Annotated in this window: 20 protein-coding genes and 3 tRNA genes; 12 read left to right on the top strand and 11 right to left on the bottom strand. The window is 70.3% G+C overall.

All coding sequences use genetic code 11. The features are described from left to right. Positions 1-93 precede the first annotated feature (93 nt). From ACZ62B_RS10880 to ACZ62B_RS10850, 7 genes are all read right to left on the bottom strand, one after another. Positions 94-783, bottom strand: a complete 690-nt coding sequence (locus ACZ62B_RS10880) for a hypothetical protein (RefSeq protein WP_344560873.1) — start codon at positions 781-783, stop codon at positions 94-96. Between the two features lie 61 nt (positions 784-844). Continuing rightward, a complete protein-coding gene (locus ACZ62B_RS10875; protein WP_469689914.1) occupies positions 845-1,900 on the bottom strand; it encodes a UDP-N-acetylmuramate dehydrogenase in 1,056 nt (351 codons plus the stop codon). 59 nt (positions 1,901-1,959) lie between these two features. Next, entirely contained in the window at positions 1,960-2,388 is a 429-nt protein-coding gene (locus ACZ62B_RS10870) for a MaoC family dehydratase (RefSeq protein ID WP_344561059.1), read from the bottom strand. 8 nt (positions 2,389-2,396) lie between these two features. Next, the gene (locus ACZ62B_RS10865; RefSeq protein WP_344560877.1) at positions 2,397-2,849 is read right to left on the bottom strand and encodes a MaoC family dehydratase N-terminal domain-containing protein; all 453 of its coding nucleotides are present in this window, start codon (positions 2,847-2,849) and stop codon (positions 2,397-2,399) included. Positions 2,850-3,015: 166 nt separating this feature from the next. Next, positions 3,016-3,180 (bottom strand): 50S ribosomal protein L33, encoded by a 165-nt coding sequence (rpmG, locus tag ACZ62B_RS10860; RefSeq protein ID WP_003948671.1) that lies wholly within the window; start codon positions 3,178-3,180, stop codon positions 3,016-3,018. Positions 3,181-3,269: 89 nt separating this feature from the next. Then, positions 3,270-3,342: transfer RNA gene (locus ACZ62B_RS10855), tRNA-Met, on the bottom strand. A 46-nt stretch (positions 3,343-3,388) separates the two neighbouring features. After that, positions 3,389-3,461: transfer RNA gene (locus ACZ62B_RS10850), tRNA-Thr, on the bottom strand. 213 nt (positions 3,462-3,674) lie between these two features. On the opposite strand from ACZ62B_RS10850, the gene ACZ62B_RS10845 reads away from it, so the two are divergent. Both ACZ62B_RS10845 and ACZ62B_RS10840 read left to right on the top strand, forming a co-directional pair. After that, positions 3,675-4,970, top strand: coding sequence for an amidohydrolase family protein (locus ACZ62B_RS10845; RefSeq protein WP_469690065.1), 1,296 nt, complete (start codon positions 3,675-3,677; stop codon positions 4,968-4,970). A gap of 63 nt (positions 4,971-5,033) precedes the next feature. Further along, positions 5,034-5,690: an NAD(P)H-binding protein gene (locus ACZ62B_RS10840; protein ID WP_468727736.1), complete on the top strand. Its 657-nt coding sequence runs from the start codon at positions 5,034-5,036 to the stop codon at positions 5,688-5,690. Between the two features lie 10 nt (positions 5,691-5,700). On the opposite strand, the gene ACZ62B_RS10835 is transcribed toward ACZ62B_RS10840, so the two are convergent. Both ACZ62B_RS10835 and ACZ62B_RS10830 read right to left on the bottom strand, forming a co-directional pair. Next, on the bottom strand, positions 5,701-5,913 hold the full coding sequence (locus ACZ62B_RS10835) for a hypothetical protein (protein ID WP_344560881.1): 213 nt from the start codon (positions 5,911-5,913) through the stop codon (positions 5,701-5,703). A gap of 109 nt (positions 5,914-6,022) precedes the next feature. Then, positions 6,023-6,128, bottom strand: a tRNA-Tyr gene (locus tag ACZ62B_RS10830). Positions 6,129-6,775: 647 nt separating this feature from the next. Between ACZ62B_RS10830 and ACZ62B_RS10825 the strand changes: the two genes are divergently transcribed. Beyond that, the gene (locus ACZ62B_RS10825; protein ID WP_469689911.1) at positions 6,776-7,606 is read left to right on the top strand and encodes a pentapeptide repeat-containing protein; all 831 of its coding nucleotides are present in this window, start codon (positions 6,776-6,778) and stop codon (positions 7,604-7,606) included. A 117-nt stretch (positions 7,607-7,723) separates the two neighbouring features. Continuing rightward, a complete protein-coding gene (locus ACZ62B_RS10820; protein WP_469689908.1) occupies positions 7,724-8,512 on the top strand; it encodes an NUDIX domain-containing protein in 789 nt (262 codons plus the stop codon). On the opposite strand, the gene ACZ62B_RS10815 is transcribed toward ACZ62B_RS10820, so the two are convergent. Then, complete coding sequence (locus ACZ62B_RS10815) at positions 8,496-9,503, bottom strand: XRE family transcriptional regulator (protein ID WP_469690063.1); 1,008 nt, start codon at positions 9,501-9,503, stop codon at positions 8,496-8,498. The two genes, ACZ62B_RS10820 and ACZ62B_RS10815, sit on opposite strands and share 17 nt — an antisense overlap. Positions 9,504-10,466: 963 nt before the next feature. On the opposite strand from ACZ62B_RS10815, the gene ACZ62B_RS10810 reads away from it, so the two are divergent. The 8 genes from ACZ62B_RS10810 (at position 10,467) to ACZ62B_RS10775 (ending at position 15,960) form a co-directional block, all read left to right on the top strand. Then, the gene (locus tag ACZ62B_RS10810) at positions 10,467-10,736 is read left to right on the top strand and encodes a DUF6284 family protein (RefSeq protein WP_469689907.1); all 270 of its coding nucleotides are present in this window, start codon (positions 10,467-10,469) and stop codon (positions 10,734-10,736) included. Further along, complete coding sequence (locus tag ACZ62B_RS10805) at positions 10,733-11,188, top strand: Pycsar system effector family protein (protein ID WP_469689905.1); 456 nt, start codon at positions 10,733-10,735, stop codon at positions 11,186-11,188. Before ACZ62B_RS10810 ends, ACZ62B_RS10805 begins: the two co-directional genes overlap by 4 nt. After that, a complete protein-coding gene (locus ACZ62B_RS10800; RefSeq protein WP_469689903.1) occupies positions 11,176-11,457 on the top strand; it encodes a DUF6303 family protein in 282 nt (93 codons plus the stop codon). The genes ACZ62B_RS10805 and ACZ62B_RS10800 overlap by 13 nt, the downstream gene beginning before the upstream one ends. After that, positions 11,454-12,314: a protein spdB gene (locus ACZ62B_RS10795; protein WP_469689901.1), complete on the top strand. Its 861-nt coding sequence runs from the start codon at positions 11,454-11,456 to the stop codon at positions 12,312-12,314. Before ACZ62B_RS10800 ends, ACZ62B_RS10795 begins: the two co-directional genes overlap by 4 nt. Further along, positions 12,314-12,664 (top strand): RRQRL motif-containing zinc-binding protein, encoded by a 351-nt coding sequence (locus ACZ62B_RS10790; protein ID WP_469689899.1) that lies wholly within the window; start codon positions 12,314-12,316, stop codon positions 12,662-12,664. Before ACZ62B_RS10795 ends, ACZ62B_RS10790 begins: the two co-directional genes overlap by 1 nt. After that, the gene (locus ACZ62B_RS10785; RefSeq protein WP_469689898.1) at positions 12,661-12,978 is read left to right on the top strand and encodes a hypothetical protein; all 318 of its coding nucleotides are present in this window, start codon (positions 12,661-12,663) and stop codon (positions 12,976-12,978) included. The genes ACZ62B_RS10790 and ACZ62B_RS10785 overlap by 4 nt, the downstream gene beginning before the upstream one ends. A 196-nt stretch (positions 12,979-13,174) precedes the next feature. Next, complete coding sequence (locus ACZ62B_RS10780) at positions 13,175-15,289, top strand: ATP-binding protein (protein WP_469689896.1); 2,115 nt, start codon at positions 13,175-13,177, stop codon at positions 15,287-15,289. A gap of 206 nt (positions 15,290-15,495) precedes the next feature. Beyond that, a complete protein-coding gene (locus tag ACZ62B_RS10775) occupies positions 15,496-15,960 on the top strand; it encodes a hypothetical protein (RefSeq protein WP_469689894.1) in 465 nt (154 codons plus the stop codon). Between the two features lie 27 nt (positions 15,961-15,987). On the opposite strand, the gene ACZ62B_RS10770 is transcribed toward ACZ62B_RS10775, so the two are convergent. After that, positions 15,988-16,920 (bottom strand): HNH endonuclease, encoded by a 933-nt coding sequence (locus tag ACZ62B_RS10770; protein WP_469689892.1) that lies wholly within the window; start codon positions 16,918-16,920, stop codon positions 15,988-15,990. Between the last annotated feature and the right edge of the window lie 18 nt (positions 16,921-16,938).

The following is a 16,938-nucleotide window of genomic DNA, read 5'->3' as shown; positions in this document are numbered from 1 at the left end:
CGATCGTGCCTCCCCCGGTGCCTCAAGGGCCTGGGAGGTACCTCCGGGGCGGCACGGGTGGGCACGGCGGCACCCCGCAGACGCCGGGCCGCGTCACACCTCCCGGCCCGCCCCCGCACCGGGCCGCTTGAAATGGGCGTACGGCGGATACGGCTTGAAGCAGACCAGCACCTCGTAGGGATGTCCGCCGCCGGGCTTCTGCGTGAGCCCCCGGACACCCGACACCAGAGCCGCCCGCCCCTTCGCCACGCCCTTCCGACGCGGCCCCCACCCCGCCGCGTACGCGAAGGACATGGCCGCCTCGGCGAAGACGTCCCGGCTCCCGAAGAGGAAGAACGTACGGGCGTGGTCGGCGTGCCGCAGCTCGTCCCGGCAGTCCGCGCGCCACGAGCGCCGCCGCCAGTTCGCGGCGTCCCGGCCCGTGCGCGCCTCGTCGGTACGTACGGACAGCGGCCTGCCCGGACCGAGCGAACGACGCAGCTCCGGCCACTTGCCGGGCCGCAGCCCGTAGGAGTGGTGGACCAGGACGAGATCGACCGGTTCCCCGAGACCCTCGTCCGGCGGAACGCCACCCCGCAGCGGCACATGGACGATCGTGCGGCGCGAGTACGCGGCGAAGGAGAACAGGCCGGCGAGCCGGTTCAGTCCGTCGTGGTCGCCGAGGAGCAGTCCGATCGGTTCCGGTGCGCGCAGCGAGGTGTGGCGCAGGGTGTGCCGGGGCTGGACGACGCGGTGTTCGCGCGGGCCGGTCCGGGGACGGAACTCGCGCAGTCTCAGGTGCATGGGGTCGGCCTCACGCGCCCAGGATCGCGGGCCCGCGCGCCGGACGGCAACGGGGATTCGGCTACAGGCTGACGCCCACCGTGACCGGTTCGTTGACCAGGGTGACGCCGAACGCGCTGTGGACGCCCGCGACGACTTCCCGGGCCAGGGCGAGGAGGTCCTCGGTCGTCGCCTCGCCCCGGTTGGTGAGGGCGAGGGTGTGCTTGGTGGAGATGCGGGCCGGGCCCTGGCCGTAGCCCTTGGTGAAGCCGGCCTTGTCGATCAGCCAGGCCGCGGAGGTCTTGGTGCGGCCCTCGCCCGCGGGGTACGCGGGGGGTTCGACGCCGTCGCCGAGCCGCTCCCGTACGCGCGCGTGGAAGGCCGCGAACGCCTCGTCGTCGAGGATCGGGTTGGTGAAGAAGGAGCCGGCCGACCAGGTGTCGTGGTCCTCGGGGTCCAGGACCATGCCCTTGCCCGCGCGGAGCTTCAGCACCGTCTCGCGGGCCGTGGCCAGCGGTACCCGGTCGCCCGGCGCGACACCGAGGACGCGGGCCGTCTCGGCGTACTTGACGGGCCCGGAGAGGCCGCCCGCGTCCTCCAGCGCGAAGCGCACCCGCAGGACGACGTAGCGCTCGGGGTCGGCCTTGAAGCGGCTGTGGCGGTACGAGAAGGCGCACTCCTCGTTGCCGAGGGTGACGGTCTCGCGGGTGCGGCGGTCGTAGGCGACGACCTCGGTGATGGTGGAGGAGACCTCCTGGCCGTACGCCCCGACGTTCTGGATCGGGGTGGCGCCCGCCGAGCCGGGGATGCCGGCCAGGCACTCGATGCCGGCGAGACCCGCCTCCACGGTGCGGGCGACGGCGTCGGTCCACACCTCGCCGGCGGCCAGCTCCAGCCGCGTGCCGTCCAGGGCGAAGCCCTTGGTGGCGACGACGAGGGCGGTGCCGTCGAAGCCCTTGTCGCCGATGACCAGGTTGGAGCCGCCGCCGATGACCAGCAGCGGCGTACCGCTGTCGTCGGCCTCGCGGACGACGGCGATCACCTCGTCGTCGGTCGTCGCGGTGACCAGCCGGGTCGCGGGGCCGCCCAGCCGGAAGGTGGTCAGCGGGGCGAGGGGGGCGTCGTGGAGTTCCTGCACGGGCCCAAGACTACGAGACGGCGCCGACAAGCCCCCGTCCCCGCCGTGTCCGGCCCGGCTCAGCCCAGCCGGACGACCGCCCGTGACATGCCCAGCACCTTCTGTCCGGCGCTGGTCGCGGTGAGGTCGACGCGGACCGTGTGGTCGTCGAGCTTGGCCGCGACCTTGCCGCTGACCTCGATGGTGGCGCCCCGGTCGTCGTTGGGGACGACGACCGGCCGGGTGAAGCGGACGCCGTACTCGACGACCGCGCCCGGGTCGCCCGTCCAGTCGGTCACCACGCGGATCGCCTCGGCCATGGTGAACATGCCGTGCGCGATGACGTCGGGGAGGCCGACCTCCTTGGCGAACTTCTCGTTCCAGTGGATCGGGTTGAAGTCGCCGGAGGCGCCCGCGTACTGGACGAGGGTGGCCCGGGTCACGGGGAACGTCTGTGCGGGCAGCTCGGTGCCGACCTCGACGTCGGCGTAGGAGATCTTCGCCGTCATGATGTGGGTCACGCCTCCTCGGCCGCGCGGGCCACCAGCTTGGTCCAGGCGGTCACGACGTGTTCGCCGGCCTGGTCGTGCACCTCGCCCCGGATGTCCAGTATGTCGTTGCCTGCCATCGACTTGACCGCCTCGATGGTCGAGGTGACGGTGAGCCGGTCACCCGCGCGCACGGGACGGACGTAGGCGAACTTCTGGTCGCCGTGCACCACCCGGCTGTAGTCGAGGCCGAGCTGCGGGTCGGCGATGACCTGCCCGGCGGCCTTGAAGGTGATCGCGAACACGAAGGTGGGCGGGGCGATCACATCGGGGTGGCCGAGCGCCTTGGCGGCCTCCGCGTCCGTGTACGCCGGGTTGGCGTCCCCCACCGCCTCGGCGAACTCGCGGATCTTCTCCCGGCCCACCTCGTAGGGCTCGGTGGGCGGGTAGCTCCGCCCCACGAAGGACTGATCGAGCGCCATGCGCGCGGCACCTCCTGTGTCTGACTGTGTCCGGCTGCTCTGCCCGGTCTGTCTGGTCTGCCTGGTTCTGCCTGCGGTCGGCCGGTCCTGACCGTGTCCGGCCGACGGGAAAACGACACGAGGCCGCCCCCCTGGCTGGGGGGACGGCCTCGTGTACGAGCCTGATTTATCGCGTTTCGCGGTGCGCGGTGTGCGCGTTGCAACGCGGGCAGTGCTTCTTCATCTCAAGACGGTCCGGGTTGTTACGCCGGTTCTTCTTGGTGATGTAGTTCCGCTCCTTGCACTCCACGCAGGCCAGCGTGATCTTCGGGCGGACGTCGGTGGCAGCCACGTGAGTGCTCCTTGACGAACGGATTGACTGTATTTACGCAAGAAAGAGTAGCCGATCGAAGGACCGACCCCGCAATCGGCTACTGTCTGTAGCGGTGACCGGACTTGAACCGGTGACACAGCGATTATGAGCCGCTTGCTCTACCGACTGAGCTACACCGCTTTGATGCGATCGGGCCCCGCCTCGCGGCGGGAACCTCTCACACCAGAGCCCCAAAACGGAATCGAACCGTTGACCTTCTCCTTACCATGGAGACGCTCTGCCGACTGAGCTATTGGGGCGAGCGATGAAGACATTACACGGTCCGCCGCCGTTCGCCCAAATCCGTTTCGGCCCCCCTCTCCCGGGTGGACCACGCCGGTACGACTATTGGGCTCCTCCCGGCGAGGAACGGGCCCCCGGCCTAGGCTCGGACTCACTCTGCGTGATCTTGCCCGCGTGATCTTCCCTGCGTGACCTTGCCCTCCGTGCGCAGCCCGAGCCCCTGGAACGCGATGCCCGACAGCCGGCCGCAGCCACCGTCCCGTCCGCCCTCGTCCTCGGGTCCGGCTCCGGGACCGGCCGCGGCCGATCCGGCCCCGCTGCTGCTGTGCGGCGCGCGTCTCACCGACGGCCGGACCGTGGACGTACGGCTGGGCGGCGGGCGCATCGAGGCGGTCGGTACGGCCGGCAGCCTGACGGCGGACGGCACGCGCGCGTGCGGCACGCAGATCGACCTCACCGGCTATCTGCTCCTGCCGGCCCCCGCGGAGCCCCACGCCCACGCGGACACCGCCCTGTCCGCCGACGCCGGCGGCCCCGTCTCGTACGACCCCCGGGACGTCCAGTGCCGCGCGACAAAGGCGGCGCTGCTCCAGCTCGGGCACGGCGCGACGGCGCTGCGGGCGCATGTGCGCGTGGGGGACGTGGCCGGGCTCGGTGCGCTGACCGCCGTGCTGCGGGCGGAGCGCTCGCTGCGCGGGCTGGCCGAACTGACGACGGTGGCGGTGCCGCGGGTGCTGACCGGGGTGGCCGGGGCGGACGGGCTCGCGGTGCTGCGGGACGCGGTGAAGATGGGTGCGTCCGTGGTGGGCGGCTGCCCCGATCTCGACCCCGATCCCACGGGGTACGTGGAGGCGGTCCTGGAGGTCGCCGCCGAACACGGCTGCCCCGTCGACCTGCACACGGACGCCGCCGATCCCGCCCGGCTGGCCCGGTTCGCGGCCATGGCGGGCGGGCTGCGGCCGGGGGTCGCCCTCGGCCCGTGCGGCGGTCTCGCCCGGCTGCCCGCCGAGCCGGCCGCACGGACCGCGGACCGGCTCGCGGCGGCCGGGGTGACGGTGGTGTGCCTGCCGCAGGGCGGCTGCGGCGCCGTGGACCGCCGGACCACGGCACCGGTCCGGCTGCTGCGGTCGGCGGGGGTGCGGGTGGCCGCCGGGAGCGGTGCCCTGCGGGACGTGTCGAACCCGGTGGGCCGCGGTGACCCGCTGGAGGCGGCGTACCTGCTGGCCTCCCGCCACGGGCTGTCCGCCGAGGACGCCTACGCCGCGGTGAGCACGTCGGCGCGGGCGGCCCTGGGGCTGCCCGAGGTGCGCGTGGAGGCGGGTTTCCCGGCCGAACTGCTGGCGGTCCGCGGGGACGGGCTCCCGGGGGCGCTGTCGCTGGGGTACAGCCGCGTCGTGGTGCACGGGGGGCGGGTGGTGGCGCGGACGAGCGCGGTGCGGGAGTACTGCGGTCCGGCGGCGTCGGCGGCGTCATCGTCGGCGGAGGGGGAACCGGGACTGCCCCGGCAGGGCCGGGGCACGGCGTAGAGCCGGGCGGGTCCCTGGTGCGTTGCGCGGCGGACGGGGTGGCCCCGGCGTACGGTCGGAGGCATGCGCATTGTCATCGCTGGTGGTCATGGTCGGATCGCGCTGCGGCTGGAGCGGCTGCTCGCCGCGCGCGGGGACGAGGCGGCGGGCATCATCCGCACCCCCGAACAGGCGGACGAACTGCGGCAACTGGGTGCCGAACCGGTCGTGCTCGACCTGGAGTCGGCGTCGGTGGAGGAGGTCGCGGAGCGGCTGGAGGGCGCGGACGCGGCGGTGTTCGCGGCGGGCGCCGGGCCGGGCAGCGGTGCGGGCCGCAAGGAGACGGTGGACAGGGCAGCGGCGGTCCTCTTCGCCGACGCGGCCGTCCGCGCGGGCGTACGGCGTTTCGTGATCGTGTCGTCCATGGGCGCGGACCCGGCCCACGAGGGCGACGAGGTCTTCGACGTGTACCTGCGCGCCAAGGGCGAGGCGGACGCGTACGTACGCGGTCTGGACGCCCTGGACTGGACGATCCTGCGCCCCGGTCAGCTCACCGACGACGCCGGGACCGGCCTGGTCCGCCTGGAGGCCCACACGGGCCGCGGCCCGGTCCCGCGCGACGACGTGGCCGCCGTGCTGGCGGAGCTGGTGGACACCCCCGCGACGGCCGGTCTGACCCTGGAGCTGATCAGCGGCCCCGCGCCGGTGTCGGTGGCCGTGAAGTCGGTGGCCGGCAACTGAGCCGACCGGGCTAGAAGAGGGGCATCTGCCCCGGGAACTCCGGCACCGCGTAGCCGTCCAGCGAGGGCTGTTCCGCACCGAGCCGGGCGTGTCTGCGCGACCCGGGGCACGAGGTCAGTTCCCCGCTCCCCCGGGCGCCGGGCGGATCGTGCCGCGCGTACCGCCCGGCGACGACGGCGATCTCACGACGGCACTCGGGGCAGGAACGGCGACGGGACGACATGGGGCCAGTGTGCCCTGGTGCCTCCGCCCGCGAACAGCATGCGCCCGCGCACACGAAGAGACCCCCTCCGGACTGCGTTTCCGCAGTCCGGAGGGGGTCTTCCCCAGTGTGGCGGCGCCAGGATTCGAACCTGGGAAGGCTGAGCCGGCAGATTTACAGTCTGCGCTCACTCCTAGCCACGACCAGCACTGCCGCGCATCTGAGCCCTCCCCGCCCCGCAGGGGCCCCACAATCAGGCTTGGTGCTTCTGTCCGCTACTCCTGTCCTTGTCCTGCCTGCCCTGCCTCACTCGGACGGTGTGGGGCAAGTTCGGTCAATGGCTAGCCCGACCGGCTCTCCCTCCCTACGCTGCCAACATGGGATGGCTTGAGGGGGCCCTGTGGGGAGCCTTCGGGGGCTTTGCTATGGAAGCCCTCGACTACATAATTGCGGTTCGAAGATGGCGCAAACTGCCATGGAAAGTGCAGGCAAGTAGCTTACGAGGCGGCGTTCAACAGTCACCGGAATCCACCGAAGCTTCACATGAGCTACCTCCTCCAGGTCTATTGGCTTACTGCATCGCGGGGTTCTTGCGAATCACTTTGGGAGGCGGCGTGACGGCCGCTGTTACCGTCACTTCTCCGGATGCCGTATCGGCGTGGCTAGCCGTTCTAGTGGGAGCCACATCGCCGATAGTCCTTGAAAAGATAACGATGTTCGTCCCGCTCGTCGTGCAGGTAGGAAAGGAAGGAATTGCAGCCCACATACAACAGTCACAACAAGCGCCCCAAGCTGCGAACAATCCTGTCTTGCCAGCGCCACCGTCACAGTCGCCAGTGAACGCAGCCCAGGACAGCACGGCAACGGGACAGGGAGGCATCTGATGCGAAAGCCTCGACCATCCTTTGCGCCACAGACAGTAACTCCCAAATTGACCGCCCACCGCACCGGGCGCGGAATTCACGCGGAAAGTCTGCTCGGCCGAATCATTGCTGTACTGTCTCGACGTTCCGCCGCTTTCCAACCGCCCCTCTCATGGAATACTGCAGTGCAACGTGCCGCCCAACCAGTTGCGCCTCGCCTTCAGGCGGGCAAGGCCAGGCGAGCTATACCCACGCAAGCAGACGATTCATCCCGCCGATTGCCCCTTCCTCACCGACCCCACCCTGGTCCCCATCTCGATGGCCGTGACTTAAGAGGCCGCGATCTGGATCGTCTGTCATGGAAGCGACAGACCCTGATGCACACGAATCTGACGCTTACCAGCCTCCGCTATGCGGATTTACATAAATCGAACCTAAACGGCGCTATACTCGATGGCGCCGACCTGACGGGCGCCCGACTCAGTTCAACCAGTCTTGTAGGAGCATTTCTTAGTCAGACCAACTTCACTCAGGCAGATCTGTCGCACGCAAACCTAGCTGGCGCCCAGCTCGATCGTACCGATTTCCGCGACGCGGATCTCAGAGGAACGAATCTAAGAGCTTTCGACCCAGGCTGGTTTGATAGCGCAGAATCCCACCTCTGGGAAGACAGCCTAGCTTGGCTTCCTGAGTTTGTAGGCGCACGTTGGGATGATGACACGTGCTGGCCCACTGCCAAGTTCAAGGAATGGCTCCTGCGTCTGTCAGAGCGCGCAGATGACGACAGTTACACGGTCCGAGGGCACGAGGCTCACGATCGGGTTCCCACCCAGTTCCCGAGGATCCCCTGAACGCATCGCACTCGTGGTACACCTCCGGCGTGGCCGCTAATAAGAACTTCTGGTCAGCCGCAGTCACAGTCGGGCTACGCTGGTACGCACCACTTTAGAGCGGAGAGTGCGTCGCGGATGGGACCGAAGACGACCAAGGTTTACGAGACGCTTCGGGAGCGGCTCGCCGGGGGCGAGTACGCCTCCGGCGACAAGTTCCCTTCGGAACGCGCGCTGGTCGAGGAACTCGGCATCGGTCGGACGGCACTGCGGCAAGTGCTCGCCCGTCTGGTCGCCGAGGGGGCGCTGGAGGTACGGGGCAGAAGCTCCTACCGAGTACCAGGCGCTGTGAGTGTCAGGCAACCGGAGGGAGTAGAGCCGTGGCGTATCCACGGTGAGCGCGACCTGTACGACAACCGATGGGTGAAGCTTCAGCTCTGGGACGTGGAGCCGCCCGGCATGGAGTCGTTTGAGCATCACGTGGTGAAGTTGCACCACGTGGCCGTGACCGCCGTTCTGGACGACCACGACCGCGTGCTCATGATGTGGCGCTACCGCTTCGTACCCCAACAATTCGGTTGGGAGCTCCCGGGCGGCATCGTCGACGCCGGCGAGCAACCGGCGGACACCGCGCTGAGGGAAGTGGTCGAAGAAACCGGGTGGCGCCCGAAGGCGCTGGAGCACGTCGTGACCTATCAGCCCATGGTTGGCATGGTCGACTCGCCGCACGACATTTTCGTCGGCCACGGGGCGGAAAGGGTCGGTGACCCGACCGATCTGGAGGAGGCCGGCCACATCGAGTGGGTTCCCCTCGCCGACATTCCGGGACTCATGGCCCGCGGTGAGCTGATGGGGTCCGGCACCCTCGTTGCGCTGCTGCACATCCTGGCCAGTCGGCGCACGCCGGGAGTCACAGCCGCGCGCTGAGCATGTCGACGCGACGGCGCTGCCGCACCGAACCAGTGCGGCCCGCCAGTAACCGGGCCTGCCTCAGATGGGTGTGGGCGTCGTCGTACTCGGCTCGCGTCAGGTGCGCTTGCGCCAGGTCCGTGTGCAGTCCGGCGCGCGCCCGGACAAACGACGGGTCCATGTCTTCCAGCGCTCCGTACAGACGCGTGACTGCGTCGCCGTCACCGAGCATGGCAAGCACATTGCCGTGCCACCGGGCAAGGTGTGCGCCGTTCAGGAAGATGCTCAGCATGTCGGGGTCCCTGTCGTCCGGGCCCGGCGGGATGACGGCCAGGGCCGCATCGAGCGCGTGCCGGGAGTCGTCCGGCATGCCGGCATATGCGCACATCTCCGCTTCGGCCGCGTACAGCCACGCCCGCAACCGGGCGGAACCCAACTGGCCAACGGTGCGCCGCGCGTCCCGTACGAGGTCGACCCCGAGGGCGGGCCGACCGGCCTCACAGAGCACGTACGCCTGTTCCGCCATGGCATGGGCGAGGTACATCGGAGCCTCAGCGTCACGCGCAGCTCGCTTCGCGAGTTCGTAGTGCCGCCACGCCCGTTCGACCGCTCCCGAATCGATGGCCTGCCACGCTGCGAGGGTCGACGCACCCGCGAGGGCGAGCGCGACGGGGCGGCGCGTGGTCGGCAGCACAGCAAAGTTGAGTGCGTCTTCCAGGGCGGCAAGGTGCCCCGTCATCTGGTCGACCAGACCGGCCGCGCCCCTCTGCCTGTCCATGGTGCGGAGTAACTCCGTCTGATCGTTGAACGCCTGAACCATGGACTCACCGACACTGCCGGCCGCGTCGATCCGGCTGAGTAGTTCGTCGTAGCCGTCAACGGAAGCGGCCACCGGCACCGGTCCAGCGCCTCTCAACTCCGCGTCAGTGACGCCGAGAAGCTTCCGCAGAATGCCTGCATACCGGTCTGAGAGCGTGCGCTTCCCGTTCTCCCACTCGGACACGTACACCCGCAGGCTCGCGGTTGAGGCCACGTCCGTGACGTTCCGCCGGGCGTACTGCTCGATCTCGCGAACCAGTCGCTCCTGAGACCAGCCTCGCGCCGCCCGCGCGCTTCGAAGTCCTGCGCCCACAGATCACCGTCCGACGGTAAAAGCCCTCACTGGCGCTCTCAGCATGCCGCACGTTGCCGCAGGTCAACAGGGGTTAACAGGCCGGATGTTAAGAGCTGTTGGCTACCGGCAGCCCTGCCCTGAGCGGTCTTCTGTAGAAGCACCACAGGGAGCGAACGCCACCTGAAATGGCGAACCACCTTGACTCTGGTGCGCACCAGATGCAATCTACTGGTGCGCACCAGTTTACGGAGCTGGCTCCGGTCCCTGGTGCGCGGAACGACCCCGCCGGTCCTGCCTACGCGCAGCCCGTGCGGCACGGGAGACGTCAAAGTCCGTCGTCTTCACGGATCGATCGGTGTCATCGGCTAAGCCGCTGGTCTGACCCTCGGGCGTAGACCCAGGGACCGGATCACGGGGACCCCGGTGATTGGGCTGCACCCGGTCCATGACACCCGCGAGGGATGGGAGCGCCGTTCAGCGAGTGACGACTGAGCGGCACGGCAATGGCGCGCCGTCCAAGGGAGGCGGAGCAAGGCGCAGTTCGGAGCCGTGGGAGATCAAGTCGATTCCCTGCGATCCACGGGGGTTCGGTGTGAACCGACGACATACCTGGGGTGCCGCTGGAGGCCGGACCGGCCGGCGGCACCCGTTCGACTTCCCGGTCCGTCTCTTCCTGGTCTCGCAGCGCTGACGCTGCGGCCGGCTGCCTCTCCTGCCCGTCCGTTCCGCGCATCGCATGAGGACGTACGGGCGGGGGTGCGGGGAGCCGGAACCGACTCCAACGGCGCGCACCCACCGGAGCGGCTACTCCGGTGGGTGCTGTTCGGGCCGTTCCATCGCTGAGAGGAACACGACCCAATGGAGCACATCGTCACTGTTCAGGACGCTGTTACCGCGTTCGCCGACTTCATGGAGCCGACGAACGCCGAGCTGGACGCGATCGAGCTGGAGATGCCCGTCATCCTGGCGGACGTCGACCTGCTCGACGCGCACATCACCACGCTGGACCGCACGCCGACCGAGCTGGACGCCCGCCGCATCCGCCGGGCCCGCCGCCGCGCCCTCGCCGCCCGCGTCGCCCTGCTCAACCGCACCACGGCCGCGAGCCTGCCGGGCGGTGCGGCATGAGTGCCACCGACCGGAACCTGATCGCCGCGCACGCCGAGGTGAAGGCGGAGATCACACGCACGGACAGCAAGACGGCCCTGCTGCTGGCGTTCGTCGGCGCGGTGCTCGCCGGATCGTGGACGGTCGCCCGTGACCTGCCGCTGAACCCGCCCGCCGCCGTCGCGGGCGGTGCCGGTCTGGCGCTGCTGGTCGTGGCGGCCGGTCTGCTGCTGCGGTCGGTCCGCCCGAACCTGTCCGGCCGGCACGGCTTCCCGCTGTGGGCGACGCTCACGGCGGAGGAGATCAGCGCTGCTGTCTCAGTCGACCTGGCCGCCGACATCGCCGGACTGTCGAGGCTGGCGGTCGCCAAGTTCACCTGCCTGCGCCGCGCGGTCGACCTCATCCGCGCCGGCGGGGCGCTGCTCATCCTCGCCGCCCTGCTCACCGCGGGAGGTGCGGCATGGGGACGCTGACCGCGCAGATGTCGAGCACCGGCAGCGCGTGGCGCCTGTACGTCGTGCTGTACGGAGTGCCGGACTGGCCCACCGTCCGGTGGGAGCGCACCGGGCCGGTGCCCACCGTGGCGGAGCGCCGGCGCGCGCTGGCCGCCCTGGGCTACGAGGTGGCGCCGGGCGCGGCGTGGTCCTGGACGGAGGACAGTCGGGACCCCGACGACGGCAACACCCCGGTCGTGCTGATCGCGGCCGTCGCGGTGCGCCCCCGAGAGGTGGTGACCGCATGAGGGCCAAGACCGTTCTGCCGGCTGTCGCGATGACGGCCGTGTCCATGGTGCTCACCTTGGCCGTGGTGGTGATGTGGCTCGGTACGGCGGTGCCGTGGCCGATCGCCGTAATCGTCGGTCTCGGCATCGACGGCGGATGGCTGGCCACCCTCGCCTACGAACGCCGCCTGGCCGCGCAGGGCGACCACAACCGGGCCGTGACCGCCGTCGGCTGGTCCTTCGGCATCCTCGCCGCCAGCGTCCTGGTCGCGCACGCGCTGACCGCGGAGCACTCCGCCGGCGCGTGGTTGGCCGTCGCGTGGCTGCCGATCGCCGCCAAGGCCCTATGGCTGGTGCACGGGCTGTGGGAGCGCACCGCGCTCACCCCGGTCGCCCTCGATGCGATCCGCGGTATCCAGCAGGAGGCCCGTGACGAGGCGGCTGTGGCCCGCGCCCGACTGCGCGCGGAAGCGACCACCGAGGAGACCCGGCTGACTGCCGTGACGGAAGCCGGGGCCCGCGTCGCACGCGTCCAAGCGCGAACGGCGCAGACCCTCGCCGGGGCATGGTCGACGCTAGAGACAGCCCGCGCCGGCGAGGAGACCGGCAGGGCGCTCACCAGCGTGACGACCCCCGTCACACCCGGTGTCACGCCCCGCTGGGAACTCCCCGTGTGGGGGCCGACGGAGCCGGTTTCGGCCCGCTCCTTGGAGGCCGCGCCAGCGCTCACCGATGAGGCGCTGGACGTGATCGTGGACGAGATCCGCACCAGCGAGACCCCGGCTCTCTCATACCGGGAGATGGCGTCCCGGTTCCGGTCCGCCGGCCACTCCGCCTCCGAGGTGCGGCTGCGGGCGGCGTGGAAGCGGGTTGCGTGATGGGGGCGCTGCCGGTGTTCCGGTGGCGCCTGGCCCCGGACGGCTACGCCACCCGCCGACAGTTGCGCGCCCTCGGCCTGCGGCCCGGTGGTCAGGACGTGGCCGCGCAACTCGAACGCCCCCGCCGACGGCGGGGGCCGCTGGTCGCCTACCTCTACCGCGTCGACTTGGCCCTGCCGGTCCGGCCCATGACGCCCGCCCGATGGGCGGCGCTCGCCAAGGCAAACGCCGCCCGCCGCCTCTGCCCCGACTGCGGGCGCGATGCCGGCTACGTCATCCCCGCCGCGCTGGGCACCTGCGTCCCCTGCGCCTACCCCGACCTGTACGGGTCCGATGGGAGCACTTCATGAGTAACGCCGACCTGCGCCGCCTGGACCGCGCGATCCGGGCGACCACGAAGAAGCTGGAAGCGGTCCGCCGGGGCGAGCTGTGGCCGCTCAGCGGCCGCGAGCGCCGCGCCATGGCCCGCGCCGTCACCACCGGCGCCTACCGCACCCTGCGGGGCCGCAGCTCCAGCCGCGCGGAGCAGCAGATCGAGTCCACCGGCAGCGCCGCCGAGATGCGACTGACCGCCGAGCTGAACGCGCTGCACGGCGAGCGGCAGCGGCTCATCACCGAGGCCGCCCGCGAAAAGGCCACCAAGAAGTCGAACGGGTGGTGGTGATCACGTCCGCCGCGTGACGCGACCGCCTGAAAGGTGCCAGGGCGAACCCTAAGGCTCGCCGGGCTCGTACTTCCCCACCAGCGGAACCCGTCCGTACGTCACACCTACCCGGGGTGGCCGTCCCCTGCGACGGACCCGGCCACCCCGGCTCTCCCTCACTCCCGCCCCGAACGGGGCAGTCAGGAGCTGTTCCAGCATGTCTGAGAACGTCGTCCACCTCCACAAGCACACCGACCCGCCCGCCGGACCGGCGACCGTGACCACCCTCACCGTGGTGCCCGACGCGCCCCCGGCGCGGCCGGTGCCGCTATGGGTGCGCTCCGGCCGCGCGGTGAAGTCGGCCGTCACCCATGAGGGCACCAAGGCCACTGTCCGCACGGTCGCCCGGCACGGTCTGTACACGTTCAACGGCGGGCGGATCGTGGCCCGCCGTGCCTGGGACGGCCACACCGGGTCCCGGTACGAGCGGATGATCCGGGCGGCGGAGGCCGCGGGGAACCTGGAAGCGGCCGAGGAGTGGGAGGAGCGGCTGCAGCGCTTCCGCGCCGCCCGCCATCACCGCCGCATGGACCTGCTGCACTCCCCCGTCGACGCAGCCAAGGGCGTGGCCGTCGGCGCCGGCATGAGCATCGGCCTGCTGGTCGCCCTCGGCATGGTCATGGCCATCAGCACCGGCCAGGCCGAGGACGTCATCACCCCGCTCGCGGCGACCATCGACTTCATCGCCTTACTGATCCGCATCGTGCAGATCGTCTGGGGCCCCGCGCTCACCATCGGCCCGTTCCTCGCGCTGCTGGCCCTGTGGTCAGTCGGCCGCAAGCAACACGCCGCCCCCGCCTGGGCCCTGCCCGCGAATGTCCGGTCGGGCGAGGGGGAGCCGATCACGCCGTCCATCGTGGTCAAGGCCCTGCGCGACCTCGGAGTGCCCGCCCTGGCCCGCGCCATCAAGGAGATGGGCGACGCCGGCGCCTCCATGCTCGGACCGATCCGCATCGCCGGATGCGGCGTGGAAGTCGACGTCACCCTCCCCTCGGGGGTGTCGACGGTGGAGGTGCAAAACCGGCGTCGCAAGCTCGCCGAGAACCTCACCCGACACGAACACGAGGTGTTCATCACCATCCCCACCGCCGCCCGCACGGTACGGCTGTGGATCGCCGACAGCGGAGCGTTGGACGAGCCGATCGGCCCCTCCCCGCTGGTCACGGACGAGACCTTGACCGCCAACTACAAGACCGGCCGGGCCCCGTGGGGCCAGGACCTGCGCGGCGACGCCGCCGAGCTGTCGCTGTATCAGCGGCACCTGCTCATCACCGGTCTGTCCAACCAGGGCAAGACCGCCGCCCTGCGCGCCCTTGCCCTGTGGCTGGCTCTGGACCGGTCGGTGGAGTTCTGGATGGGTGACCTCAAGGGCGCAGGGGACTGGGCCATGTTCGACGGGATCGCCTCCCGGCTCATCCAGGGCCCGACCGACGACCACGTCATCCAGGTCACCGAGATGCTGGAGGACGCGGTGGAGGAGATGAACCGCCGTCTCCAGGCACCGCCCGGCACTGACTTCCCGCTGCTGGTCGTCATCGTGGACGAAGCGCAGGTGGCGTTCATGTGCCCGGTCAAGGGCGAGGACAAGCGCCCCTACGGCGGGTCCAGTGCCACCTCCCGCTACTTCATGGGGGCCCGCAAGATTCACAACCAGGGCCGTGCGGTGAACGTGCTGCTGTGGCAGGGCACCCAGGACCCCACCGACCAGAACCTCCCCAAGCTCGTGCGCGAGGGTGCCCACACCCGCGCCTCCCTCGCCCTGGGCACCGAGTCGCAGGCCCGCATGGCCTTGGGGGACAAGGCCGTCGACGGTGGCGCCGCCCCGAACCTTCTGCGGCCCGGTCTGGACAAGGGCACCCTGGTCGTCGCCTCCGACGGGATCGAGATCCCCAAGGGGCAGTCGTCCATCACGGTGCGCACGCACTACATCAGCACCGACGACGCGCACACGATCGCCGGCCGAGCCAAGGCCCTGCGCGACGGGGTGACCACCCTGCACGTCATCGAGCGGGGCGAGGAGCGCGACCCGCTCACCGACATCGCCGCCGTCCTCGGCGACGCCGCCCGTGTGCTGACCGCCGACGTCCTCAAGCGGCTGTCCGCGCTCAGCGAGGACGCCTACGGCACCTGGACGCCCGGCGACCTCAAGCGCGTGCTCGAGGACGCCGGCGCCGAGCCCTACAAGTCCGACGGCCGCATGGTCGTCGGCCGCGACCGCGTCGCCCGCGCCCTCGCCAACCGCGACACCAACGGTTCCGCTTCCGCCGACTGACGGCAGGGAACCGACCCCCGACGGGTCAGGGAGGCAGGGAGAACTCCCTGCACGCCTCCCTGACCCGCCTCCCTGACCTTGACCTGCACGAATGATCGTCCAGGGAGCCAGGGAGGCACGCCGGTCACACCCCCGAAACCCCCTCCACAGGCGCCCCGGAAGGGGGTGCCTCCGCCTCCCTAACCATCGACCGGAAGGGATTCCGCATGTACCCCGAACCCGCCCGCCCCGCGCCCGCCGAACGGGCCGTGGCCGCCTACCGGCCCGCCCCGATACCGCCCTCCGTCGTCCACCCGGCACCGGTCGTCCCCGTCCAGCCGGACACCGTTCCGGCGGTCGCGAGCATCGTCCTGCCCGACGGCCGGATCGTCACCGGCTACGCCATCGACGCCGTCCGCCCGGAGCCGGTCACCGCCAAGCCGGCCGTCTCCCCCGCGGCGGCGAACGTCGCCCTCGGGGGCGTCGGCTTCCTCGCGGTCTGCGGCGGGCTGCTGCTGCTCACCTCGTTCATCGCTGCCCTCACCGCGTTCGTCACGCAGCTCATCATCCTCGCCGCCGTCGTCTTCGGCGGATGGATCGCCGTCCAGGTCCTCGGGAGCAGCAGCCACCGCAGCGGCACGACCGTGAACATCCGCCGGGCCGTCTTCAAGCGCAACCACTTCCACGGCTGAGACCCAGGTGTCCGTGGGCTGGGCCGGCTAGGACTCCGGCCGATGGAGACGCCAGTGCCTACCGAGCCAGGTGCGGTGTTCCCTTTGCAGGGGTACTGCCACCGGTTTTCCCTGCAAGCTCGCGTACAGCGGATACGCGAGCATCTCCGCGGAGATGTCGAGCGTGCCTGTCGTGGGATTCACCGCGATCTCGCCCAGGTCGAAGAGACGGTGGATATCGCGCCGCAGGAGCAGCCCGCCATGCTCGTGGTGCTCGCCGCTCTGGGCATAGCTGTAGAGGTGGGCTGCTTCCAGGGCTGTGGCGGGCGCAGGGCCTGTGAAAGCACAAAGCTCGCCTTGGTCGGCCAGCAGCCGTTTACGGAAGGCGCCTTGCCCTATACGAACCCGTACGACCGACTCCCGGTGTCCTCCGGGAATGGCCAAGCGCGTCTCTTCCAGCACATCGAGTTCAGCGACGTCGCCCGTGACAGCCGTCAGGGCGTTGCGTAGCTTCTCCCACCGCGCGGGTCGCATGCTGTGCTGCGATCGCGGCGAGTCACACAGGGCCCGTAGTTCCGCCCCGGACAGTAGCCCTCGTACCTCCGTCCATGCCTTGCCATGGCGTGACCGGTAAGTCGTTACCTGCTTGGTTGTGCGGCCGGGGACGTCGAACGACGCTCCGCAGTCGTAACACCGGTACTGGGGCGCCTTCTGCTGTCTCCGTTTGATCGCTGCCTTGTCGCAATTCGGGCAGAAATACAGCGGTTTCTCGCGAGTGTCCGTCTCGATGGCCTCGATGACCGAGACACCGATCAGTTCCTTCCTGTCCCAGAGGGCGATCACGTCTCCCTCTGCCAGGCGCGCGTGATTGGGAACCGTGCTGTCCCAGCTGTAGTGCTCCGCCGGGTTGTCGTCATACCCGTCGTTCCCGGCGTGCTCTCGCCTGTCCCCCAGAGCCAGCACCAGCCACGCAGTCGTCATTCCACCCCCAAGTTGTCA

Source organism: Streptomyces sp. NPDC053426 (assembly GCF_055585405.1).
This window is presented reverse-complemented; position numbering and strand designations above follow the sequence as displayed.